Consider the following 23,239-nt stretch of genomic DNA (forward strand, 5'->3'; position numbering starts at 1 on the left):
ATGCCTAAAGTTCTTATTGTTGAAGACGATGAAGATATCAGAGATATATTAAAAACTTATCTTAGTTTAGAAGATTTTGAAATCTTTGAAGCTGGCACTTTATCGCAAATGAGGAATGTTTTGAACAAAGAGTCAAACATTGACTTAATCTTATTAGATTTAATGTTACCTGATGGAGACGCCGTTGATGAATTACCAAAGGTTCGTGCTTTGAATAGAGAAATAGGTATCATAATCATTTCTGCAAAAAATACAGATGGAGAAAAAATTTTAGGAATCGAATCAGGAGCAGACGATTATATTACTAAACCTTTCAATCCTAGAGAAGTTACAGCGAGGGTTAGAGCATTATTAAAAAGAATCAAAAAATCTGAAAATAAAATGGTTTTTGGACCCATGGAAATATATTCAAAAAATTATTCAGTAAGATATGAAGGAAAAAATATTGAATTGACCTCAAAAGAGTTCGAAATACTAGATCTTTTAGCTAGAAATTCAGAAAAAGTCTACACAAGAGAAGAAATTATAGATAAAATTTGGTTTGGAGATGAATTTATTACAGATAGGGTAATAGATGTACACGTAAGTATGATCAGATCAAAAATAGGAAAAAATTGGATTAAAACTATTAGAAACGTTGGATACAAATTCAATAAAAATGCTTATACAGTAGATAACAACGGTGAGAAATAAAGATGAAAAATACTAACTCATTTGACTTTGAGATATTCGATTCTTTGGAAGACGCAGTATTACAGTTAGAAAATAAAACAAATATCCTTAATGTAAATGCAACCGCCAAAACATGGGGATTTGTAAAAAACAAAGAATTATTGAACACTATAAGTTTCAATGAAATCGATCAACTTGCAAAACATATATTGAATAATGAAGACTTTGAAATAGAAACAAATATATATTTTTTTGAAGGGTACAGTAAATTTTGCAAACTCACTTTCAAAAAAGAATATCAAATTCTTATATTACAAGACAAAACAGAATTTGAATTATTAAAAAAAGTAAAAGAAGATTTCATAACTTCAGTATCCCACGAACTTAGAACCCCTCTCACTATCGCCAAAGGAAATACTCAAATACTCAAAGACTTCATGAAAGACAATCAATTTATAAAACAAGTTACAAAAATCGATGAATCTCTTGACAGAATCGAAAATATCATTTCTCAGCTAACGCTTCTTTCAAAAGCAGAATTTGGAGAATACGAAATAAAAAAAGAAACGATTAATCCCACTGCACTATACGAAGAAATAGTAAAAGACCTTTATGAAAAAATACAAGAAAAATCTGTAAAACTACACTTCAATTGCCAAATTCAATCTATTAAAAGCGATAGATTTGTACTTTACACAATCTTCAGAAATTTACTTTCCAATGCAATTAAATATTCTTACGAAAATTCTGATATATACATTGATTTCCTAACGGATCAACTCAAAATAGAGGACGAAGGTATAGGTATAAGAGAAGAAGAACAAAAAAGAATTTTTGAAAGATTCTATCGCGGTGCTGAAGCCAAGAATTATGCGAAAGGATCGGGTTTAGGCCTAGCCGTTGTTAAATATTTATGCGAACTAGCAAATTATAAAATTGAATTTGAATCAAAATGGATGGTTGGTACAACATTTAAAGTATTTTTCTACAGGTGACTTTAACTTCCAATTTCTTCGAAAACAACCTCAAAGAATTTATTAATCAACATTTTTTTAAAATTATACTCCGTATACCAATAATGAACAGTATTCATTGTTGTTTTAAAATGAAAACAACAATGTCGTTCAAGTATTATACTATAAAAAGATTAGAGTATAATTTTTTTAAATAAATAAAAGTAAGATTCCTTTAGATTTTCTCAAATAATCGCTTTTAAATGGTAATAATTGTGTTTAAACGCTAATAACCAGACTTGACATTAGCATAAAAATGTATTTAAATTAAAAGTAGAAGAAATAATTTCAAAATAAAACGATTTTCAAAAAAGCTTTTTGTTTTGAAAGGGTCACAGGGCGGAGCCCTCATCACTCTCACGGTTTTGTGGACCGAAGGTCCATTTTTTAGAAGAGTGGGGAAAGAAGCAGAGAGATTCTATTAATTAAGTTTTAGGGTCACTTAATCTAATATAAATGAAAAGCAAAGGAGTTTACTGATGGCAAATAAAACCTACAATATTGAATTAGTTAAAGAACGCAATCGATCATTAGTTTTAGAATTATTAAACTCTAAAGGAACTAGTACAAGATCAGAAATAGCTGATATAACAGGTCTAACAAACGCTACTATCACAAATATCGTAAATGAATTAATCTTCAGGGATTTAGTAGAAGAAGTTGGAACTGTCGATGGTAAATTAGGCAGAAAACGAAAACTAATAAGGCTCAAAGAAGATGCTTTTTATGTTATAGGTGTTGAATTCGGTGTAAACATTGTACGTACGGGAATATTTAATTTTAAAGGCAAAAAAATCAAGACTGTTGAAAAAGAAATAAATTCATATGGAAGACCGACTGATGTATTAAAAGACCTAATTTTAATAATTGATGAATTGATTAACAACTCCAAGGTTGATAATAACAAAATTAAGGGTATTGGTATCGTTATGCCGGGATTAATAGATAGCCAAAAAAGAGTTTTACGATCCGTTCATCCATTCCCGCTACTAAAAGATTACCCACTTGTTGAACAACTAGAAGAACACTATAAAAAAACAATTTGGCTAGAAAATGATGCAAACGGTGCTGTTTTAGGTGAAAAGTGGTTTGGACATGGGAAAAAATTTAACAATTATGTATTTGTTGTTGGAGATTCTGGAATTGGAGCAGGAATTGTTATAAACGGAAGGTTATATTCTGGAGCTTCTAACTCCGCCGGGGAAATTGGCCACACATTTATGACTAAGGATTTTATTCCTTTGGAAAGCTTCGGGGGTTTATCGAGGTTGGCAGATGACTTTAAACTCCCGTTAGAGATAATTTTAAACGAATCAAAAAACTCAGATGAAATTAAAAAAGCCTTGGATGATATCAGTAAATTTTTAGCCTTAGGGATAGTTAACCTTGTAAACACGGTTGATCCCGAAGCGATAATTGTAGGGGGAAGAATTTTAAAAGCAGGGAACTCTGTTATCAGAGAAATAAAAAAAATAGTTGAGCAATACACCTTTTCAGATAAAGTCCCACAAATTTTAGTTGCTTCAAAGAAAGAAGATGCACTTTTGTTCGGCGCTGCCTCAATTGCAATCGAACACATCGTAGCTTCTCCTTATCAGTTTTTGCTAAACAATGATAAAAGCGTCTCTTACAACAGTCTCAAATAAAAAGGAGAGTTTTTGAATTTCTAAAGGCATTACAAATTCTCAAAAAGGAGGTAGAGTAGTATGAAAAAGTTAGTAGGCATAGTACTTCTAAGTGTATTAAGTTTCACTATGATTTTTGCCCAAAGTGGGCAGGTAGAGATATTCAGCTGGTGGACAGGTGGAGGAGAAGAAGAGGCTCTGCTAGCAACTATTCAAGATTTTAATGAATTATATCCAAACATTCAGGTAATCAATGCAACTGTTGCCGGTGGAGCAGGAACAAACGCCAAAGCAGTTTTAAAAACAAGAATGCTAGGCGGAAACCCACCAGACACATTCCAAGTACACGCTGGTTGGGAGTTAACAGATACATACGTATTACCAGGACTAATGGAACCACTAACAAACTATCTCAAATCCTGGGGAGTATACGACAAATTCCCAGAAGGTTTAATAGACATAGTAAGTTATCAAGGTGAAGTTTATTCAATCCCTTTGACGGTGCATAGAAGCAACGTTGTATTCTACAACAAGAAGTTATTTAACGAAATAGGTTTGACAAAAGAACCCGAAACATGGAACGAATTCATAAATGCTTTAGAAAAGGCGAAAGCTGCTGGTTACACTCCACTTGCAATGGGAGATAAAAACAAATGGGAAGCGGGTCAAATTGCAGAGAATCTCATGGTAGCTGAATTTGGAGCCGTAAATTACAACAAATTATTTAACGGCGAACTATCTTTCAATGATAAAAGACTTGACAATGCTTTAGAAAAAATGGTACAACTTATGAACTACGTAAACGTAGACCATGCAGCATTGGAATGGCAAGATGCTTCAAGACTGTTGTACGAAGACAAAGCCGTTTTCAACTTAATGGGTGACTGGGCAGAAGGGTACTTCAAAACCTTAGGTTGGATACCAGGCGAAGATTTTGGATGGTTTGAATTACCTGGTACACAAGCTGTGTTTGTGCTAATATCTGATACCTTTGGGTTGCCAAAGAATGCTCCAAATAGAGAAAATGCATTGATCCTTTTGGAATACCTAGCTTCCACAAGGGCTCAATCATTGTTTAACCCAATTAAAGGTTCTATCCCAGCAAGAATGGATGCAGACCCAGGAGACGATCCATACTTGATTCAAACAGCTGAGGATTTCAAAACTCTCATCATCTCACCATCCATCGTTCACGGTTCTGCTGCACCTGAAGCATTTGTCACTTCATTCAACGATGCCATTAACAACTTAGTAACTACTAAAAACGTAAAACAAGCCAAACAAATGATACTATGGGCTGCTGAAGACGTAAATCTACTCACAGATTAACATAAGAATAACTTAATCTCGGCCCTTTCTGGGCCGAGGTTTTTGATATTCCACTATCTATAAGGAGAGATATGTATGTCTGTTCAAAAGAAAAAGGCAAGAGCAGGATTTTTTATAATCTTACCTTCTTTGGCTTTCATTGGTATATTTGTCTATTATTTCATATTTTTGACAATAAGAACATCGACTTCTAACTGGAACAGTTTCACCTCATTGTTGAGTGGAGAGTATAAATTTGTGGGGTTGAGAAATTATCAAAGATTATTCAACGACCCCAGATTTCAAACAGATTTATGGAACACATTATTTTTCACATTATTTTTCCTTGCAGGATGTATAATACTTGGTATATTTTTAGCTAATATTATTGACAAAAAATTGAGAGGTTCAAGTTTTTTTCAAAACTTGTTTTTATTCCCCATGGCAATTTCATATGTAGTAACAGGTACTGTTTGGGGTTGGATATTCGCACCAGGAAACATACCAACCTCACCACAAGGAATTAACCTATTACTTGAAAACCTTGGATGGTCTAATTTACAATGGATGTGGTACACAAGTACACAATCGATAGGTAAATTCAATCTAGCGTTGATACCAGTGATAATTGCAGCAACCTGGCAGATGTCGGGATACGTAATGGCAATGTATTTAGCTGGGCTTAGAGCAATACCTGAAGAGATGATAGAAGCTGCACAAGTGGATGGGGCAACAGGTACTCAATTGTTTTGGCGGATAAAGTTCCCAATGCTAAGACCAATAACCCTTAGTGCAATGATAGTAATAGGACACATGTCACTAAAGATATTCGATTTAATATACGCTATGACTGGAAGCGGACCTAATAACGTTACCGATATGCCCGCTATTTATATGTTTGAACAGATGTTTAGATCCAACAGATACGCAATCGCATCAGCCATCGCAATAATAATGCTGATAATGGTGGCGGCCGTTATAATACCTTATCTGTACAGTTCCTTTAGGGGGGAAAGATGATGGCGGAGAAAACAAATAAAACTTCACTCACCATTTATTATATTATACTTGCTGTGTTCACAATATTTTATGTTCTACCGTTTTATGTAACTATAAGCACATCCTTTAAGCCATTTGAAGAAGTTTCCATATCAAACATGTGGAAACTACCAAGTAAGTTTTCCATTGAAGGATTCAAAGCTGCGTTTGCAAGGTTAGGTCCAAATCTAAAAAATAGCTTTTACCTTACTATACCTGCTACTTTAATATCTGCAATGATTGGTTCAATTAACGGCTTTGCCCTTTCAAAATTAAGATTCAAATATTCAAATATTGTATTTGCTCTCATACTTTTTGGGATGTTCATACCTTATCAAAGTGTATTATTTCCACTGATACAGTTCTTTCAAGCAATAGGTTTATACGGTACCATACCGGCTTTGATTATAACCCATGTTATATACGGAATACCAATTACAACCCTGATGTTTAAAAACTACTATGAAGAAATACCAAACGAACTAGTAGAAGCATCTTCTGTGGATGGCGCAAACATATGGCAATCCTATACAAAGATTCTTTTACCGATATCCATGCCTGGATTTGTAGTGGTAATAATATGGCAGTTCACAAATATATGGAATGAATTTTTGTTTGCAGTAACGATAACCAGTGATCCGACGAAACAACCAATAACGGTGGCTTTAGTTAATTTAGCTGGTAGTCAAGTCGTTCAATGGAACATTCAAATGGCAGGCGCTTTAATCGCTGCACTTCCCACACTCATAGTTTACATCATATTGGGAAGATATTTCGTAAGAGGTTTACTTGCTGGTTCAGTTAAAGGATAAAATAAACCCGCCTCACATGTTTAGGCGGGTATTTTTTTACTTTCCTAAATTTGTTTTTTAATATGAAAAACAAAAGGTCGTTCAAGTATCGGTGAATATTTTTAAAAAAATTCTCTCAAATCTTTAAACAATTTTATAATCGCATTTATAATGACGAAAAACTCTAAACGTCCTAAATACATTCCTAATGTTTGAGTCCAAATCACTCCTAAGGGAGCTTGACTTGAGGTAATACCTGTAGAAAGTCCAACAGTAGATAAAGTAGAAGCATATTCAAACAAAGCGGTATGAAGCGGATAACCATAAGCTAACAAGATAAAAACACCAATGAAATAGGTAATAAAATACATTGTAAAGACTACTAATACATTTTTTATTGAGTTTAAATCAATTTTCTTTCTTGACACTCCTTTGTATACTTCTATATAAAAGGTGGTTCCAGAAGGTTTAAAAAATTCTTTTATCTGGTTAATGATCAATTTTAAAGCGATATAAACCCTAAATAATTTTAAACCACCTGATGTAGAATCCATCATACCACCTAAGATCATCAATATTGTCATAATTAACAATCCAAAATAATTCCACTTTGAAAAAGATACTGTCGCAAAGCCCGTTGTTGTTAGGGTCGAAATACTCTGAAATGCAGAATGAACTAAACCATCTACAAGGCCGTACATTTCAAGTGTGGTGAATAAAAAAATCAACAAAAAGGAAATAACTAAAATTATAAACATGGTCTTAATTTCAGGGTTTTTTAAAAAGGGCTCAGATTTGATCCTTTCTCTTAGCTCAACTAACGAAATTCTTTTGGATCGGTAATCTCTACGATTCCTAATAAAATTTCTAATCATCAATAATCCAGCATAGTGTACTCCAAATCCTGTTCCACCCATAATCATTAGCAACATAATAATTACTTCTACCCTCAAACTACCAAAAGAAGCGATACTTGAATTTCTTGTGGAAAATCCTCCTGTGGATAATCCAGTTAATGTATGATTAAAGGCATCAAAAAAAGAAAGTTTTCCAACAAAAACTAAAAGTAAAATACCTATCAACGTCCAACTTAAATAGATTCGAATAATTATCCTTGCTGATTCTCTCAAATTTGGGACTAAGTTGTGGCTTCTTCCTTCTGCCTGGTATATACCGACACCCATAGTTCCGGCAACAATTACAGTAATTATAGCGAAACCAGCCCCACCGACAAATTGCATTACCGATCTCCAAATTAAGATTGATCGTGGCAGCGTTTCAACATCAGAAAACATTGAAAGCCCTGTCGTTGTCCATCCACTAGTCGATTCAAAAACAGCTTGTGAAAAATTCAATTCTCCAGAAAAAATAAAAGGAAGAGCAGATAGTAAAATTGCTATTGTCCAAACAAAAAAAACAGTGACAACCGCATCTTGTGTGTTTAATTCATTTCTCTTTTCTCCTCTTCCAATAAACCAAAATATTCCCCCACAAAGAATTGATATTATACCAGTAATCAAAAATGGAATAAAATCATTAAAAGAATCATAAATAAAGGCGGTAGAACCTACCATCATTATTAAAACAGAAAGACCGATTATAATGTTTCCCGTATCTCTAAAGATAGATTTATACCTTAATTTCAAAAAATATTTGTAAGAAGGCACTAGATCACCTCGATTTTAACGTTGCTATAACATCTTCCGCTTGTTCTTTTAACGCCAATACGATTAACCTATCTCCCTCATAAATGGTTGTTTCACCTTGAGGAACCATTATTTCTCCGTCTTCTCTTATCAATACTCCTATTATTGAATTCTGAGGAATCTTTAATTCCTTCAATTTTTTATTAACAGCTTTATCGTTTTCAAGTATTGTAAGTTCCAAAATAGATAACTTTTCCACATAGGGATTGAAAAAATCTGTGATGTCTTCATGAATTAAAGAAGATTCAATTATTTTTTGCATCCAAGAAATTGGAACCAATGTTTGGACATTAATACCTTTAAAAATAGTCTCGTTTTCTGTTGCGTTTACTAAAGAGATTATTTTTATATCTTCATAATATTGTCTTAGCAACCAAGATACAACAAAATTCAATGCATCGTCCTCAGAGATGATTATCAAGGCTTCAACCTTTTTATTCAGATCCAAATTTTCTATCCATTTGATATCGGTAGGATCCTGCTTGACTAACTCAAGAGCCGGAAAATTTACCTTTAATCCATCTAAAATCTGCAAATTTTCATTGTTCTTGCTCACATAGTAAACTTCATTACCCAACAAGAGTAATTTTTTAGCTAAAGAATAAGCTAATATTTCTCCCTCTATGATATAAAAAATTCTACTCATATTTAACTACTTCCTTTTCCAATTCCTTAACCAAATCCATTACCGAATCTTCAATGGGGCAAAATAAATTCAATCCTGCTTTTATAAAAATTGATTTCTTCAAAGGATCATTCACCCTTGCAGCTATTCTTACTCCCGAATTCAACTTTTTGATCCCATAGGCTAACATAAAATTTAAATTATCATCGGGGGTTACAATATAAACCATATGAGCTTTTTCTATGTTCACATCTTTTAATGCAGCCATATCACTTGTATCAATAACTCTTGTGAAACCTGTAAAATTCCTTTTGGATAATCTTTCAAAAGATGATTCTTCTTTATCAAGAACTACTACATTATAAGATTTACTTAATTTAAAAGCCAGTTCAGAACCCAACCTTCCACAACCTATTATGATTATAAGTTTTGAATTATTTAATCGCATATATACTCACTTCCAAAAATATTATTTAAATATACCACATATTAGCTCAACACCATTTCTTAAAGAATATATTCTCTTAGATCTTCATCACCATATACCTTACCCAATCTTAGGTCTACATAATTGCTATCGATTTTTAATTCCCATTCTCCTGATGCAGGTGCTTCAAAAGAAACCTCTTCAAGAACTTTTTCGACTACAGTGTAAAGTCTTCTTGCTCCAATGTTTTCAACTTTTTCATTCAACTCAAAGGCAATATTTGCCATTCTTTCAATACCGTCTTCAGTGAACTCAATTTTTACTCCATCGGTTTGAAGTAAATATTGATACTGTTTTAATATAGCATTTTTTGGCTGGGTTAGTATTCTAATGAAGTCTTCTCTAGTCAAATCAGATAATTCTGCTCTAATTGGAAATCTACCTTGTAGCTCAGGAATTAGATCCGAAGGCTTAGCCTCACTAAATGCACCAGCAGCGATAAACAATATATAATCAGTACTAATTGAACCATACTTTGTTAGTACAGTTGTTCCTTCTACTATTGGTAACAAATCTCTCTGAACACCTTCTCTAGATACATCGGGTCCGGAAGAGACTCCTTTGGAGGTAACTTTATCAATTTCATCAATGAAAATTATGCCACTATTTTCTGCTCTACTTATTCCTTCTTGAATTAATTTATCTTGATCTATCAACTTTTCGGATTCAATAGGTTCCAAAACCTTCCTTGCTTCAGAAATCTTCATTCGCCGTCTTTTTTTCTTCTTGGGCATAATATTTTGAAACATCTCACCAAACTGTATACCCATGTCTTCTAGTTCAGGTCCCAATCCAGCAAACATAGGTGTAGATTGTTCTTCGACCTCTATTTCTATTTCTAAATCTTCTAATTCACCATTTCTTAATTTTTCTAACAATTCTTCTTTTCTTCTTTGAATATTTTCGTCTTCTTTTTCATCATATCCCTTATTTTGGGAATATTCAGCGCTTTGATTGAAAAGTTGCATAACGTCCATAAATGAGGGTTGAGCCTTTGATTTTTTCTTTGAAGGCACAAGTGCCTCTACTATCCTTTCTTCTACGAGTCTTTGAGCTTTACCTTTAACTTCTTCCATCATTTCCTTTTTTACCATGTTAACTGAAGAATCAACCAATTCTCTAACCATACTCTCTACATTTTTCCCAACATATCCAACCTCGGTAAACCTTGTAGCTTCCACCTTCACAAATGGTGCGTTAGCAACTTCTGCTAATCTTCTTGCAATCTCTGTTTTTCCAACACCTGTAGACCCTATCATCAGAATATTTTTAGGTATAACATCTCTTCTAACATCCTCTTGAAGAGCCAAACGTCTAATCCTGTTTCTCAAAGCGATAGCAACCTGTTTCTTTGCTTCCTTTTGACCGATTATATAATTATCTAATTTTTCTACAATTTTCTTTGGAGTTAATTCGTCTATTTTATTCATAAAAATCACCTCAAAAATTATTATTTACTACTAAAAAAATCATATCATACCTCATGAACCTTTAAAAGATTAGTTTTACTGGAGAAACCATAAGGGATTCCTGCAGTTACAATGATATTTTCTCCTGGTAGGGCAAAATTTAAAGATTTCACAATATTGCTCACACTTTCCAACATATTATCTGTGTCGGTAAACCTTTGCATAATAACAGGAGTCACTCCCCAAACTAACGCCAATCGATGATAAGTAGATATTCTTGGAGATGCTGCAACTATTTTTATATTTCTTCTGAACCTAGACAGCGCTCTTGCCGTGTAGCCGCTATATGTTGTTGCTACAACAACTTCTATGCCAAGTTGCTCGGCAATGTTTATTGCAGACATAGTTATCGAATTGGTAGCAGGATCTCCTCCACCATATGTTGAATAATCGAATTTATAATAGTACTCTTCTAATATTTTCTCGGTTTCCTTTGCCACATTGGACATAACTCTGACAGCTTGCTCAGGGTATTTCCCAATCGATGTTTCTCCAGACAACATTACAGCATCTGTCCCATCTAATATAGCATTAGCTATATCAGTAGCCTCGGCTCTTGTAGGAAATGGATTATTAACCATACTTTCAAGCATTTGAGTAGCAGTTATAGCCGGCTTTGCCATCGTGTTTGCAATCTCTATTATCCTCTTTTGAAGCAGAGGTATTTGTTCAACAGGTGCTTCAACACCCAAATCTCCTCTTGCAACCATCACCCCATCTGCTTCTTCTATGATCGATTCCAGGTTGTCTAAGGCTTGTAATGTTTCTATTTTGGCGATTATAGGAAGATCAGGCATACCCAATTCAGTTAAAATCCTCCTCGTTCGGGTGATATCTTCAGCTTTTCTAACGAAAGACTGAGCGATATAATCTATGTTCCATTCAACAGCCTTGTTCAGATACTCAACATCCTTTTCTGTTAATGGTGGTAGGCTGATATCTATACCAGGAACGTTTATCCCTCTTCTATGAGTAATACTACCACCAGTTACAACTTTCGTTACAATTTCTTTTTCATTACTGCTGACAACTTCCAGCCGAATTTTTCCATCATCGAGAAGGATAAAATCTCCTTTTTTAACTTCTTTAGGCAAATCTTTATAATTTATACTTACCTTTTCTTTATTTCCAACAATCTCTTCGGTTGTCAAGATAAATTTTTGGCCTTCTTTCAGAGCTACTTGATCCGTATCAAATCTACCTGTTCGAATCTTTGGACCTTCTAAATCAAGTAAAATGGCAAAAGGTATATTCATATCTTTTCGTATTTTTTTAATTAGATTTACCGTTTTCTCATGATCAGCAATTGTATCATGAGAAGTATTCAATCTGGCTACATTCATTCCAGCATTTATCAATTTTTTTATCATTACTTCATCTCGTGTAGCAGGACCAATTGTACAAACGATTCTCGTCTTTTTATTTTCCGTTTTTTCGTTCATAACCATCCTCCTAAAAAATACGGAACTCTTCGGTGTTTCTTCCCAAATTACATCTTTTTTTAGATTCAATGCCTTAGAAATTTTCAAGGGGTTTACCCCTTGAACGCCCTATGATAAAATCCCCGCCAACTTCACAATCTCCATATCCAATTTGTTACTCTCAGAAAGAACTTTTTCAAGAGGCGTTCTAATCAAATCGTTTTTACTCAAGCCTATCATAACGTCAAAATCCCCATCTTTAATTGCTTTTACTACTTCATTTCCCATTCTTGAGGCCAAAATCCTATCGAATGCAGTTGGAGAGCCTCCTCTTTGAATATGGCCTAAAATCGTTATGCGCGTTTCAAAACCAATCCTATTCTCTAAATGTCTAGCTACTGTATAAGCACTGGCAGATCCTTCCGCAACAACGATTATTGAATTGATCTTACCTCTTTTTCTTTCATCCCACATTTTTTCAGCTAAAGCATCGTAATCAGTCGGAACTTCTGGTATTATTATAGCTTCAGCACCTATCGCAAGACCAGACATCAATGCAACGTATCCGGATGTTCTTCCCATAACTTCAACAATAAATGCCCTTTCATGTGAAGACGCGGTGTCTTTTAACTTCTGCATGGCTTCAACCACTGTGTTAAGACAGGTATCAACACCTATACTCATATCTGTATAGGCTATATCGTTATCTATAGAAGCTGGTACGCCTATTACTGGTATTCCTTGTTCTTCTGATAACAACTTCCCACCGGTAAGACTTCCATTCCCTCCAATTATAACCAACACATCAATACCTAAATCTTTCAATATATCAGCAGCTTTTTTTCTGACTTCGGGAACTTTAAATTCTGGCACCCTTGAGGTTCTTAAAATGGTTCCCCCTCTTTCCATTATGCCACCAACATCTGAATATGTGAATTTTTTATAATCTTTATCCAATATACCGGCAAATCCTCTCAAAAATCCATAGACTTCAATATTTTCCACAACTGCACTTCTAGTAACTGCCCTTATAACGGCGTTCATTCCAGGAGCATCTCCACCACTGGTCATTAGCCCAATTCTTTTTATATCACTCACTATATCCCTCCTAAAAACTTTCATTATTTATACTTCCTGTAGAAATTCTAAAACTTACTTTAGCATCACTTTGTTCTGCATCCCACCGTTTAAACTACCTTTTTATTATATCACTTGTTTTTTGACACTATTGTTAATTTCACTATAATTCAAATAACTCTTCAAAATTTTGTGTTATAATTAATCAAGTCATTCAAATTAAGGTGGTAAAGATGGAAATTAAGTATGATAAAAATAGTATAATCAAAATACTAAAAAATAAAAAGATCAAAGTTACCCCAAATAGATTTAAAGTTGCTTTTGAGCTTTTTAACTGTGAAGAACATCCTTCAATTGATGAATTACATCAAAAGTTGGTAAAAAATAATGAAAATCGGATTTCTTTCACGTCCGTGTATAATATTTTAAAATTATTTGAAAACGCGGGATTAGTAAAAGAAATCTTAATTGATAATAAAATCCATTACGACTCTAATATTACCCCTCATGCACACTTTATCTGCGAAAATTGTGGGAAAGTTCAAGATATCGAGTTAAATAAGCTAAATTTCTTAGACGAACGTAAATTATTTAACTTTAAAAATTTTACTGAAGAGGAATTAAAAAACAATAAAATCAACTCCTTTGAAATCAATTTTTATGGAATCTGTGGAGAGTGTTTAAAAGAAGAAAACAGTGAGAGATAAATCGGTGTATCTATCTCACTGTTTTCTAATATAATAAATACTTTTAGATATAACGTCAAGCTTACCAAAACTTAATCAAATTTCACTTTGAGATCCTTATTGGCTTTTACTTCGTCCAATCTTTTGATAGATAAAGTCATAGGCGCATTTTTTAACTTTTGTGGTTCTTCCTTTGCTTCTTCTACTATTTTCTCGTATATAGCAGCAACTTCATCCAATGTTTCCTTGCTTTCAGTTTCAGTTGGTTCAATCATCATAGCTTCATCCACAATTAAAGGAAAATAGACTGTCGGAGGATGAATACCGTAATCCAAAAGCCTTTTTGCGAAATCTAATGTACTAACTCCATAATCTTTCAGCGAACTCCCCTTGATTACAAATTCATGTTTACAGACATCTGGGTAAGCAACATCTAAAAATCTAGATAATTTTTCCTTCAAATAATTCGCATTTAAAGTGGCAAGTTCGCTAACTTTCTTCAAGCCTTCTTTTCCCATTGATAAGATGTAAGTGTATGCTTTTACTAGTACCAAAAAATTACCATAAAAACTACGTACTTTCCCGATGCTTTTAGGGATGTCGTAATCAAAATAATACTCTCCAATTTCTTTTACACCCACAACAGGTTTTGGTAAGTAATCTCTTAAATAAGACTTAACCGCTATTGGTCCACTTCCTGGTCCTCCCATTCCATGAGGAGTGGAAAATGTCTTGTGAAGGTTTAAATGAACAACATCGAATCCATTATCTCCAGGTCTCACTTTGCCCATTATTGCATTTAAATTTGCTCCATCATAGTACAACAGGGCGTTGTTTTTGTGCATCAAATCGGATATCTTCAGAATATCTTTTTCAAACAATCCCAAAGTATTTGGATTTGTGAGCATAATTGCCGCGGTATTTTCATTTACTAAAGATTTCAAATGATCTAAATCGACTCTTCCCTCGTTATTCGAATTAACTTTAACCACTTCAAACCCTGCCATTACAGCAGATGCGGGATTTGTACCATGAGCAGAATCTGGGATTATAACCTCATTTTTATGACCTAAATTATTTTCTTGTAAATATTTTCTGATAATGAGCATTCCCGTAAGCTCTCCATGGGCACCAGCGGCAGGTTGCAAAGTAACATCATCCATGCCTGTTATTTCTTTCAAAAATTCCTGCAATTCATACATCAATTCCAAAGCACCTTGTATGGTTCTTTCTTCTTGATATGGATGAATGAATTTGAATCCATTTAAAGAAGCAACCTCCTCATTCAAAAAAGGATTGTATTTCATTGTACAAGAACCTAAAGGATAAAAACCTCTATCAACAGAATGATTTAAACTGGCTAATTGATTATAATGTCTAACAATATCAACTTCGTATAGTTCCGGAAGTTCCGGCTCCTCATTTCTAATTAAATGTTGTGGAATATCTATCTGAAACTCTTTGACATCTAATTTTGGAAGTGAATATGACTTTCTTCCACTAACTGATTTTTCAAATATCAATTTCATGATAATCCCTCCAAGAAAGAACATAAAAAGTCAATATCTCTTTTTTTAGTCAACTCTGTTGCACAAAATAGTACGTTATTTCCCATATTTTCATAAAAATTCTTTAAAATCAAAGGTCCAAAATAATGTTGTTCCAGCAGCTTTTCGTTTAGAAATTCAGGATCTATTTTGCTTTCTAATACAAATTCGTTAAAGAAAGGTCCATCAAATACAGGTTTGAATTTTTCAGTTTCTAACAATTTTCTTGCTAAATAATGGGCTTTATGATAATTTTGGAGAGAGACTTCTCTAATCCCTTGCTTACCTATCACGTTCATGTACAAAGAAGCTAAAAGAGCATTAAATGCGTGATTTGAACATATATTAGAAGTGGATTTCTCCCTTCGTATATGCTGTTCTCTTGTTTGTAAAACCATGCAAAAACCTCTTTTACCGTCTTGATCAACGGTTTCTCCAATAATTCTGCCAGGCATTTTTCGTATATACTTTTTCTTAGAAGCGAAGATACCTAAACCCGGTCCTCCAAAAGAAGGTGTATTTCCTAAAGATTGCCCTTCTCCTACCACTATATCGGCTCCAAATTTTCCAGGGGCTTCTAACAATCCTAAAGAAATTGGATAAGTAACAACAATGAAAACAACCTCATTAGGAACCTTCTCTCTTATCACTTTTAAATCTTCTATTACACCAAAAAAGTTTGGATACGAAACCACAACACAAGATGTTTCTTGGGTAATCTTAGAAGATAAATCTGCTAGATCTAATTGACCCGTTTCAGATACATAATCAATTTGTTCTATATTCATTCCTTGTACTTCAGTATAGGTTTTTGACACTTCCTGATATTCGGGATGAACCAATTTAGACATCAAAACGTGATTTTTGCCATTAATTCTTTTTGACATTAAAATAGCCTCAGCTAAAGCAGAAGCACCATCATACATAGATGAATTAGAAACTTCCATCGCGGTAAGATTGCAGATCTGAGTTTGATATTCATAGAGTATTTGAAGGGTACCTTGAGAGACTTCAGCTTGGTAAGGCGTATAAGCGGTTAAAAAATTTCTGTTTGAAGCTAAAGGATATATAACAGATGGAATATAATGATTGTAAACACCGGCACCTCTAAAAATCCCGTATTCTTCTATATTTTTATTTAACGAAGCCAAATCAGATAACTTCTCTTTAACTTCCATTTCACTCAAACCGGATGGGATATTCAACTCACCTTTGAATAGTACAGGGATATCTCGATAAAGTTCGTCGATATCTTTTATTCCCAAAAAAGAAAACATTTCTTCAATGTCTTTTTGGGTATGGGGTAAATATGGAAAATCGTTCATTATAACATCTCACCTCTTTTTATTATTCTTATAAACTTGATATAAGCGCCCCTTCGCATTGATTTTTATTTTGTGCTTTTTACACTCCCTTTATAAAATGGAGTTTTCACAATCTCAGCTTCTAATAACTTGTTCCTAGCTTTTATACTCACAATAGTTCCAGATTTTGAAAATTCTTTAATCACATAACCTAAGGCTAAATTCTTCCCTAAAGTAGGTGACTTTACACCGCTTGTTACAAACCCTATCTTTTCATTTTCTACGTAAATTTCATAACCATGTCTTACAGGCATTTTGTCATGTATTTCCATACCCACTAATTTTCTTTTGATTCCTTCTTCTTTTTGTTTCACCAAAGCTTCCTTACCGATAAATTCTTTATCAAAATCTACAGTCCATTTTAATCCTGCTTCCAAAGGAGTTGTATTCTCATCCATATCATTGCCATACAAAAGCATTTTAGGCTCGAACCTTAAAGTATCCCTGCATCCCAAACCACATGGTTTGCCATCAACCTCACTAGCAAGTTGTATAAGTTGATCCCAAACTTTTACAGCGATCTTTGGAGGTAGGTACAACTCAAAACCATCTTCACCGGTGTATCCTGTTCTTGACAATATTACTTCCTCACCTTCTAGTTGAATAACTTCAAAAGAATAATATTCTATACTATCGAGATCAACATCTTTAAGATATTTTTGCAGTTGATCCTGAGATTTTGGACCTTGAAAAGCTATTTGGCAATACTCGTCACTCTTGTTAATAACTTCAACATTAAAAGAAGAAGATTGACTTTTTACCCATTCAAAATCTTTTTGAGTATTAGATGCATTTACTACCAACATGATCTTTTCTTCGTTAAACTTATAAGCAAGAAGATCGTCTAAAATGCCGCCATTTTTATTACAAATGGGTGAGTAAACTATTTTGCCGTTGGTTATTTTTTCAACATTATTTGTAATCAAGTAATTAACAAATTTCTGAGCATCTTCCCCTACCACAAACAACTCCCCCATGTGGGATACATCAAACACCCCAACACAATTTCTAACGGCGTTGTGCTCTTCAATTATAGAAGAATACCATAATGGAAGCTCCCACCCGGCAAATTCTCCAATCTTAGCTCCAAGTTCTTTATGCCTTTCATAAAGGGGCGTCTTTTTAAGCTCTGACAAGGTAATTCCTCCTTTCTCAAACTCACTAATTATCTCTTTAGCTCTATTAAAATCTTTATCTTCGACGTACAAATCATAAATTACCCCCTCACCGAAGTATTCTCCCCCTATTCCAATAGGAGATTTTAAAAATACTTGTATACCGTTATTCTCCAAAATTTGCTTCAACATCTGGCTCTGAGAATAATTACAATAATCTTTTATTTTTTTCATCATCGGCTCACTCCTCAACCAAAAGATATTATTCAACTTTAATTATATCATTATTTGAAAAAGTTAGAAAACAGAAGTATTTTGAATTAGAAGGAATTAAAGACAATTAAAGGCGGTTAAAGAAGTTTAAACCAATTTTTCAAACAGCTTGTAAAACTACGTTTCTATTATCCTCGGAAATTCCATAGGCTGTTAATTTTCCACCATACACACATCCCGTGTCGATATCAATACTTATTACTTTCTTATTCTTATCTCTTTTCACAAATATTTTATCTTCACCCGTTAGATAAAATGTTGGAGTATGACCATGAATTACGGTATAATTATTATACCTTTCTGGCATACCTAAAAATTCATCCCTTATCCATAGCAAATCCCGTTTGTTTTGTTCGGAAAGTGGTTTGTTTGGATTTACTCCCGCATGAACGAACAAATATTTCTCGTTTCCTACTTCCATTTCATAATATAGAGGTAGGTCTTTTAAAAAGGTTATATATTCCTCACCGATATTATTATCAAAACTTCTAATTGTCGATAATGCTCCATTGTAAAACCATACACCATCACCATATTCATGAGTTTTTTGGTAATAGTCTACCATCATATCATCATGGTTCCCTTTTAGAAAGATCCGATTTTTCTGTTTGCTTAAAGCTATCAAAAGATCCAATACTTTTTTTGAATAAGGCCCTCGATCCACATAATCACCAAGAAAAATTACTGTGTCAGAATCTTTTATCTGTGTTTGTTTCAAAAGTGAAATTAAAGAATCGTACATACCATGGATATCCGAAATTGCCCAAATCAATGACAACCCTCCAATATGATCACATCTTTATCAAAAAAACGGGCAGGAAACCTGCCCGTTTTTTGGAATTTACTTCACTATATCTTTCAATTCTTTACCTGGAACAAATTTTGGAACCATCTTTTCTGGGATCTTAATAGCTTTTCCGGTTTGTGGATTAACACCCTTTCTAGCTGCCCTCTTCTGAACTTTGAAAGTGCCAAAACCAACTAACTTAACTTCTTCCCCTTTACTTAAAGCCTCAGATACTACATCAACAAAAGTATCAATGTAACTTTCTGCGTCTTTCTTTGTTACGTTAGCTTTCTTTGCAAAAGCATCAACTAAATCTTTCTTATTCACAAACATTCCCCCTTTCACAGATAAAGATACTTAAATCCTCATTCTATAGAACTTCAACGTTATTATACCATAAAACCCAAAAAATATCTATAATGAATCAATATTATAAAAAATCATTCGGATTTTTCTAATATTTTAGCACTTTTCAGCAAAAGAAGCAAGCTTTTTATAGCTTTTGACCTATGACTTATCTTATTTTTTATGTCTTTACCTAATTCTCCAAAAGTATAATCGTAACCATCCGGAATAAAAATTGGATCATAACCAAAACCTTTGTTCCCTCTTATCTCAAAGGCTATTTTACCATAAACTTCTTCTTGACAACTCACCAAAATATTTTTTTCTGGATCAAAATATGTGGCTGCACAAGCAAAATAAGCGGTCCTGTCTTTTTTATTTTCCAACATTGATAGCAATTTCTTCATTTTCTGCTCATAGGATTCATTTTCCATGAACCTTGCAGAGTTTATGCCTGGAAATCCTCCAAGTGAAATTATAGACAAACCAGAATCATCAGAAAAAACGGGCTTTCTTATTAATTTTGAATAAGCCCAGGCTTTAATGACAGAATTTTCTACATAAGTTTCACCATATTCTTCTACTTCAAAATTATCCTCTTTTATCTCATCAAATATATATTTTACAGTAATACTTCCATTTATGTCTATATCTTCAAGAATTTCATTGATTTCCCTAACCTTGTTTCTGTTTGATGTAGCCAAATACACCTCAATCAAAATCTTCAGCCGCCTTTTTTAGTTCAATTATCTCTTGTGAAGGATTTTCAGAATAAAACACACTGGCACCAATAATAAAAGTGTTAACACCACTTTGGTGAAGTAATCCAATGTTCTTTTTATTCACTCCTCCGTCAACCATTATTTCAACATTCAAACCTTTTTCATCTGAAATTTTTCTCAATTTTCTTACTTTTTCGTAAGTGGTTTCTATAAAATGTTGTCCAGTAAACCCTGGATTGACAGACATAATCAACACCTTATCCACATACGGAAGAATTTCTTCTAAAAGTGACACCGGAGTATGCGGATTTAAAGTAACACCCGCTTCACATCCCAACTCTTTGATCTTTAATATGGTTCTATGAAGATGTACCACCGTTTCATAATGTATAGTTATACCATTCACATACTCAGAAAATTTTTCTAAATATTTATCAGGTTCAACAATCATCAAATGAGCATCTAAATATATATCTTTAAATTTTTTTCTAATAGATTCTACTATCGGAAAACCAAAAGTAATGTTTGGAACAAACACACCATCCATAATGTCAAGATGTATTCCATCAGATGCTTTAGAAACTTTTTCTATCTCTTGAGCTAAATTCAAAAAATCCGCAGCTAAAATGGAAGGATATATTTTTATCAAACTGAAACACCCCTATTGTAATTTTAGTGAACTGTCTTCTATTTCTTTGTATATTTGACAATAATTGGTATACCTACTAAATGAAATTTGCCCGTTTTCTACAGCCTCTTTAATTGCACAACCAGGTTCGACGGTATGGGAACAGTTAGAAAATTGGCAAAAACCGTTGAATTCTAAAAATTCTTTGAAATAGTGCCTTAGTTCGTCTTTTTTTATTCCTCTCAACTCTAAACTCGAAAAACCCGGTGTATCGACTATGTATCCTCCAAAATCAAAATAAAGTAGTTCAGCATACGTTGTAGTATGTCTACCTCTACCTAATTTTTTGGAAATTTCTCCTTCTCGAAGTTTCAATTTTGGGTCTAAAACATTTAATAAACTAGACTTCCCAACTCCAGAGGGTCCAGCAAAGGTTGATACTTTGTTTTTTAAATAGGACTTTAATCTATCTAAATTGTCTTTCGTTATTTTCGATGTGGGAATTACAGGATAAATTTTACCATATATTTCTATGAATTTTTCCATATCTTTTCTTTCTTCATCACTAACAAGTAAATCTGTTTTGTTTAACACTATGACTACATCCAGATTCTCTTTTTCAGCGAGAACTATGATTTTATCGATTATTATGAAATCTACTTGAGGTTCTTTAATTGAGGTAACTAAAACAAGCTTATCCAGGTTAGCTACCCTAGGTCTGTACAATTCATTTTTTCTCTCTAAAATGTTTTCGATTCTTCCATAACTATAATTTTGGTCCTTGGAATACTCTACATAATCGCCAACAATTGGTCGAATCTTCTGTAATTTAAACCTGCCAGGTAGGAAACAGTTAACTTTTTGATTAGTTTCTAAATCTTGAACGGTTACCATATCCGAATGAAATCTAACGACTATACCCCTTCTCCAACTCATTGATTACTCCCTTCATATTCACCAATATAGAGAATCACCTTTTCTCCACTATAATTATTCCCTGGTGTTGGAGACATATTCAGTACCACATCGTTTTCTTCAGACTTGTAAGTTAATTGACTTCTAATCTCAAAAGCTATGTTGTACTCACTTAGGAACTGTCTTGCTACTCCAGAAGGTATTCCTATCAGATCTGGAATCTTCAGAGTATTCATCTCTCTCATTTGAACAATCACGTGATGCCCTTCTTTTACCTTTGTACCAGGTTCGGGATCGGTATACAGAACCTTTTCCCCATTACCTACTACGTTTGGAATTAGTTTTAATTCCTCTAAAGAAGCAACTGCTACTTTTTTATCTTCTCCGATTAAATAAGGAACCTCTACTGTATTTGAACTGTTAGCAAAAACAGTCATGAAAAAAAAGGCAAATATTCCTGAGGAAAGTATCCCCAGAACAAAAAATATCAAATTTTTTATTATTTTTCTTATCTTAACCATTATTTTCACCTGTTAACTTCTTTTAATTCTCTGCCTCTTAATTGACCGCACGCAGCTAATATATCGCTACCTTTCTCAGCTCGCACAACGGCATCAATTCCATTGTTTATGAGAGTATCTAAAAAAACTTGAATGAATCTTTTTGAAGGCTTTTCAAACCCCGCCGGATTTGCATTGACAGGAATTAAATTAACCATTACCTTCAAATCACCAAACAGTTCTACTAATTTTAAGGCGTCATCTTTTGAATCATTAAATCCTTTTATCAGTATATACTCAAAAGTAACTCTCTTTTTTGTTTTTTTCTGATAAATACGGCAAGACTGAATAACCTGCTCAACAGGATATTTATGATTTATTGGCATTATTTGGTCTCTTTGTAGATTTGTAGGTGCATGAAGTGAAACAGAAAGTCGAAATTCTTTGGTCAAATCACCTAATTCTTCAATTTTGTGAGGTATTCCGGCAGTTGAAATAGTGATATGTCTCGCTCCTAATTTTTTCATCTTTGAATGGTTTAAGATCTCTATGCTTTGAACAACGTTGTTAAAATTTAATAATGGTTCACCCATTCCCATGAATACAACGTTTTTTACATCCATATCTTTATCTTTTTCCATAGCCAACAATTGGCCGATGATTTCACCTGTCGATAAATTTCTAACGTAACCGCTTTGTCCTGTAGAACAAAACGAACATTTCAATGGGCAGCCAACTTGTGTTGATATACAAGCTATCGTTCTTGAAGGATAGTAAATAATTACCGCTTCAACGGTGTTCTTATCCTCTAACTCAAAAAGATACTTAGTCGTTCCATCTATCTTTGAAACCTGTTTTTTAATAATATTAGGCATTGATATCTTAAAATTATCGCTGAGCTTTTTTCTATCGTCTTTAGACAAATTAGTCATTAACTCAAAATCAAAAACCCTTTTTTTGTAAATCCAATCACAAATCTGATCGGTTCTGAACTTTTCAAGTCCTATTTCATTAAGCAAATAACTTTGTAAATCTGAATATTCAAAATCTAAAATGTTTTTTGTTTGCATATAACTTCCTCTCCATAAAAAATATATACTAGTTTTAGCGCCCTTTCACCCCGCT

At 33.5% G+C, this 23,239-nt stretch carries 23 protein-coding genes; 7 read left to right on the forward strand and 16 right to left on the reverse strand.

The window, feature by feature from the left end; genetic code table 11:
• The 6 genes from X929_RS07885 to X929_RS07910 all read left to right on the forward strand — a co-directional run bounded on the left by X929_RS07885 (position 1) and on the right by X929_RS07910 (position 6,468).
• A complete protein-coding gene (locus X929_RS07885; RefSeq protein WP_103067477.1) occupies positions 1–693 on the forward strand; it encodes a response regulator transcription factor in 693 nt (230 codons plus the stop codon).
• A gap of 2 nt (positions 694–695) precedes the next feature.
• A complete protein-coding gene (locus tag X929_RS07890) occupies positions 696–1,667 on the forward strand; it encodes a sensor histidine kinase (RefSeq protein WP_103067478.1) in 972 nt (323 codons plus the stop codon).
• Between the two features lie 497 nt (positions 1,668–2,164).
• Positions 2,165–3,331 carry an ROK family transcriptional regulator gene (locus X929_RS07895; RefSeq protein WP_103067479.1) on the forward strand — a complete coding sequence of 389 codons (1,167 nt, stop codon included), beginning with the start codon at positions 2,165–2,167 and terminating at the stop codon, positions 3,329–3,331.
• Positions 3,332–3,391: 60 nt separating this feature from the next.
• Complete coding sequence (locus X929_RS07900; protein WP_103067480.1) at positions 3,392–4,639, forward strand: extracellular solute-binding protein; 1,248 nt, start codon at positions 3,392–3,394, stop codon at positions 4,637–4,639.
• 75 nt (positions 4,640–4,714) lie between these two features.
• Positions 4,715–5,638, forward strand: a complete 924-nt coding sequence (locus X929_RS07905) for a carbohydrate ABC transporter permease (RefSeq protein WP_103067481.1) — start codon at positions 4,715–4,717, stop codon at positions 5,636–5,638.
• Complete coding sequence (locus X929_RS07910) at positions 5,635–6,468, forward strand: carbohydrate ABC transporter permease (protein ID WP_103067482.1); 834 nt, start codon at positions 5,635–5,637, stop codon at positions 6,466–6,468. The genes X929_RS07905 and X929_RS07910 overlap by 4 nt, the downstream gene beginning before the upstream one ends.
• Before the next feature lie 101 nt (positions 6,469–6,569).
• Here the strand turns inward: X929_RS07910 and X929_RS07915 are convergent, their stop codons facing one another.
• The 6 genes from X929_RS07915 to pfkA all read right to left on the reverse strand — a co-directional run bounded on the left by X929_RS07915 (position 6,570) and on the right by pfkA (position 13,244).
• A complete protein-coding gene (locus X929_RS07915; protein ID WP_103067483.1) occupies positions 6,570–8,114 on the reverse strand; it encodes a TrkH family potassium uptake protein in 1,545 nt (514 codons plus the stop codon).
• Between the two features lie 4 nt (positions 8,115–8,118).
• Positions 8,119–8,799: a potassium channel family protein gene (locus X929_RS07920; protein WP_103067484.1), complete on the reverse strand. Its 681-nt coding sequence runs from the start codon at positions 8,797–8,799 to the stop codon at positions 8,119–8,121.
• A complete protein-coding gene (locus X929_RS07925) occupies positions 8,792–9,226 on the reverse strand; it encodes an NAD(P)-binding protein (protein ID WP_103067485.1) in 435 nt (144 codons plus the stop codon). Before X929_RS07925 ends, X929_RS07920 begins: the two co-directional genes overlap by 8 nt.
• Positions 9,227–9,285: 59 nt before the next feature.
• A complete protein-coding gene (gene hslU, locus X929_RS07930) occupies positions 9,286–10,695 on the reverse strand; it encodes an ATP-dependent protease ATPase subunit HslU (protein ID WP_103067486.1) in 1,410 nt (469 codons plus the stop codon).
• Positions 10,696–10,739: 44 nt separating this feature from the next.
• Positions 10,740–12,176, reverse strand: coding sequence for a pyruvate kinase (gene pyk / locus X929_RS07935; protein ID WP_103067507.1), 1,437 nt, complete (start codon positions 12,174–12,176; stop codon positions 10,740–10,742).
• A 108-nt stretch (positions 12,177–12,284) separates the two neighbouring features.
• A complete protein-coding gene (pfkA, locus tag X929_RS07940; protein WP_169925013.1) occupies positions 12,285–13,244 on the reverse strand; it encodes a 6-phosphofructokinase in 960 nt (319 codons plus the stop codon).
• Between the two features lie 221 nt (positions 13,245–13,465).
• On the opposite strand from pfkA, the gene X929_RS07945 reads away from it, so the two are divergent.
• Positions 13,466–13,939, forward strand: coding sequence for a Fur family transcriptional regulator (locus tag X929_RS07945; RefSeq protein ID WP_103067488.1), 474 nt, complete (start codon positions 13,466–13,468; stop codon positions 13,937–13,939).
• A gap of 71 nt (positions 13,940–14,010) precedes the next feature.
• On the opposite strand, the gene gcvPB is transcribed toward X929_RS07945, so the two are convergent.
• The 10 genes from gcvPB to rlmN all read right to left on the reverse strand — a co-directional run bounded on the left by gcvPB (position 14,011) and on the right by rlmN (position 23,184).
• Positions 14,011–15,447 (reverse strand): aminomethyl-transferring glycine dehydrogenase subunit GcvPB, encoded by a 1,437-nt coding sequence (gene gcvPB / locus X929_RS07950; protein ID WP_103067489.1) that lies wholly within the window; start codon positions 15,445–15,447, stop codon positions 14,011–14,013.
• Complete coding sequence (gene gcvPA, locus X929_RS07955; RefSeq protein ID WP_103067490.1) at positions 15,444–16,790, reverse strand: aminomethyl-transferring glycine dehydrogenase subunit GcvPA; 1,347 nt, start codon at positions 16,788–16,790, stop codon at positions 15,444–15,446. Before gcvPA ends, gcvPB begins: the two co-directional genes overlap by 4 nt.
• Positions 16,791–16,855: 65 nt before the next feature.
• Positions 16,856–18,181 (reverse strand): glycine cleavage system aminomethyltransferase GcvT, encoded by a 1,326-nt coding sequence (gene gcvT, locus X929_RS07960; RefSeq protein WP_103067491.1) that lies wholly within the window; start codon positions 18,179–18,181, stop codon positions 16,856–16,858.
• Positions 18,182–18,317: 136 nt separating this feature from the next.
• Complete coding sequence (locus tag X929_RS07965; protein ID WP_103067492.1) at positions 18,318–18,989, reverse strand: metallophosphoesterase family protein; 672 nt, start codon at positions 18,987–18,989, stop codon at positions 18,318–18,320.
• A 69-nt stretch (positions 18,990–19,058) separates the two neighbouring features.
• Complete coding sequence (locus X929_RS07970) at positions 19,059–19,331, reverse strand: HU family DNA-binding protein (protein WP_103067493.1); 273 nt, start codon at positions 19,329–19,331, stop codon at positions 19,059–19,061.
• A gap of 113 nt (positions 19,332–19,444) precedes the next feature.
• A complete protein-coding gene (rdgB, locus tag X929_RS07975) occupies positions 19,445–20,068 on the reverse strand; it encodes an RdgB/HAM1 family non-canonical purine NTP pyrophosphatase (RefSeq protein ID WP_103067494.1) in 624 nt (207 codons plus the stop codon).
• On the reverse strand, positions 20,061–20,720 hold the full coding sequence (gene rpe / locus X929_RS07980; protein WP_103067495.1) for a ribulose-phosphate 3-epimerase: 660 nt from the start codon (positions 20,718–20,720) through the stop codon (positions 20,061–20,063). The genes rdgB and rpe overlap by 8 nt, the downstream gene beginning before the upstream one ends.
• Positions 20,721–20,732: 12 nt before the next feature.
• Positions 20,733–21,635 carry a ribosome small subunit-dependent GTPase A gene (gene rsgA, locus X929_RS07985; RefSeq protein WP_103067496.1) on the reverse strand — a complete coding sequence of 301 codons (903 nt, stop codon included), beginning with the start codon at positions 21,633–21,635 and terminating at the stop codon, positions 20,733–20,735.
• Positions 21,632–22,135 carry a PASTA domain-containing protein gene (locus X929_RS07990; protein ID WP_103067497.1) on the reverse strand — a complete coding sequence of 168 codons (504 nt, stop codon included), beginning with the start codon at positions 22,133–22,135 and terminating at the stop codon, positions 21,632–21,634. The genes rsgA and X929_RS07990 overlap by 4 nt, the downstream gene beginning before the upstream one ends.
• Before the next feature lie 5 nt (positions 22,136–22,140).
• A complete protein-coding gene (gene rlmN / locus X929_RS07995) occupies positions 22,141–23,184 on the reverse strand; it encodes a dual-specificity RNA methyltransferase RlmN (protein ID WP_103067498.1) in 1,044 nt (347 codons plus the stop codon).
• Between the last annotated feature and the right edge of the window lie 55 nt (positions 23,185–23,239).

Origin of the sequence: Petrotoga olearia DSM 13574, from assembly GCF_002895525.1 — a bacterium.
Classification (GTDB): Bacteria; Thermotogota; Thermotogae; order Petrotogales; family Petrotogaceae; genus Petrotoga; species Petrotoga olearia.

Bases quoted from the DNA above. Each gene is read 5' to 3' on its own strand.
- pyk (WP_103067507.1), bottom strand. From the start codon at position 12,176: ATGAACGAAAAAACGGAAAATAAAAAGACGAGAATCGTTTGTACAATT.
- hslU (WP_103067486.1), bottom strand. From the start codon at position 10,695: ATGAATAAAATAGACGAATTAACTCCAAAGAAAATTGTAGAAAAATTA.
- X929_RS07905 (WP_103067481.1), top strand. From the start codon at position 4,715: ATGTCTGTTCAAAAGAAAAAGGCAAGAGCAGGATTTTTTATAATCTTA.
- X929_RS07895 (WP_103067479.1), top strand. From the start codon at position 2,165: ATGGCAAATAAAACCTACAATATTGAATTAGTTAAAGAACGCAATCGA.
- X929_RS07910 (WP_103067482.1), top strand. From the start codon at position 5,635: ATGATGGCGGAGAAAACAAATAAAACTTCACTCACCATTTATTATATT.
- X929_RS07920 (WP_103067484.1), bottom strand. From the start codon at position 8,799: ATGAGTAGAATTTTTTATATCATAGAGGGAGAAATATTAGCTTATTCT.
- X929_RS07990 (WP_103067497.1), bottom strand. From the start codon at position 22,135: ATGGTTAAGATAAGAAAAATAATAAAAAATTTGATATTTTTTGTTCTG.
- X929_RS07925 (WP_103067485.1), bottom strand. From the start codon at position 9,226: ATGCGATTAAATAATTCAAAACTTATAATCATAATAGGTTGTGGAAGG.
- rlmN (WP_103067498.1), bottom strand. From the start codon at position 23,184: ATGCAAACAAAAAACATTTTAGATTTTGAATATTCAGATTTACAAAGT.
- gcvT (WP_103067491.1), bottom strand. From the start codon at position 18,181: ATGATGAAAAAAATAAAAGATTATTGTAATTATTCTCAGAGCCAGATG.
- gcvPA (WP_103067490.1), bottom strand. From the start codon at position 16,790: ATGAACGATTTTCCATATTTACCCCATACCCAAAAAGACATTGAAGAA.
- gcvPB (WP_103067489.1), bottom strand. From the start codon at position 15,447: ATGAAATTGATATTTGAAAAATCAGTTAGTGGAAGAAAGTCATATTCA.
- X929_RS07885 (WP_103067477.1), top strand. From the start codon at position 1: ATGCCTAAAGTTCTTATTGTTGAAGACGATGAAGATATCAGAGATATA.
- rsgA (WP_103067496.1), bottom strand. From the start codon at position 21,635: ATGAGTTGGAGAAGGGGTATAGTCGTTAGATTTCATTCGGATATGGTA.
- X929_RS07900 (WP_103067480.1), top strand. From the start codon at position 3,392: ATGAAAAAGTTAGTAGGCATAGTACTTCTAAGTGTATTAAGTTTCACT.
- X929_RS07890 (WP_103067478.1), top strand. From the start codon at position 696: ATGAAAAATACTAACTCATTTGACTTTGAGATATTCGATTCTTTGGAA.
- X929_RS07945 (WP_103067488.1), top strand. From the start codon at position 13,466: ATGGAAATTAAGTATGATAAAAATAGTATAATCAAAATACTAAAAAAT.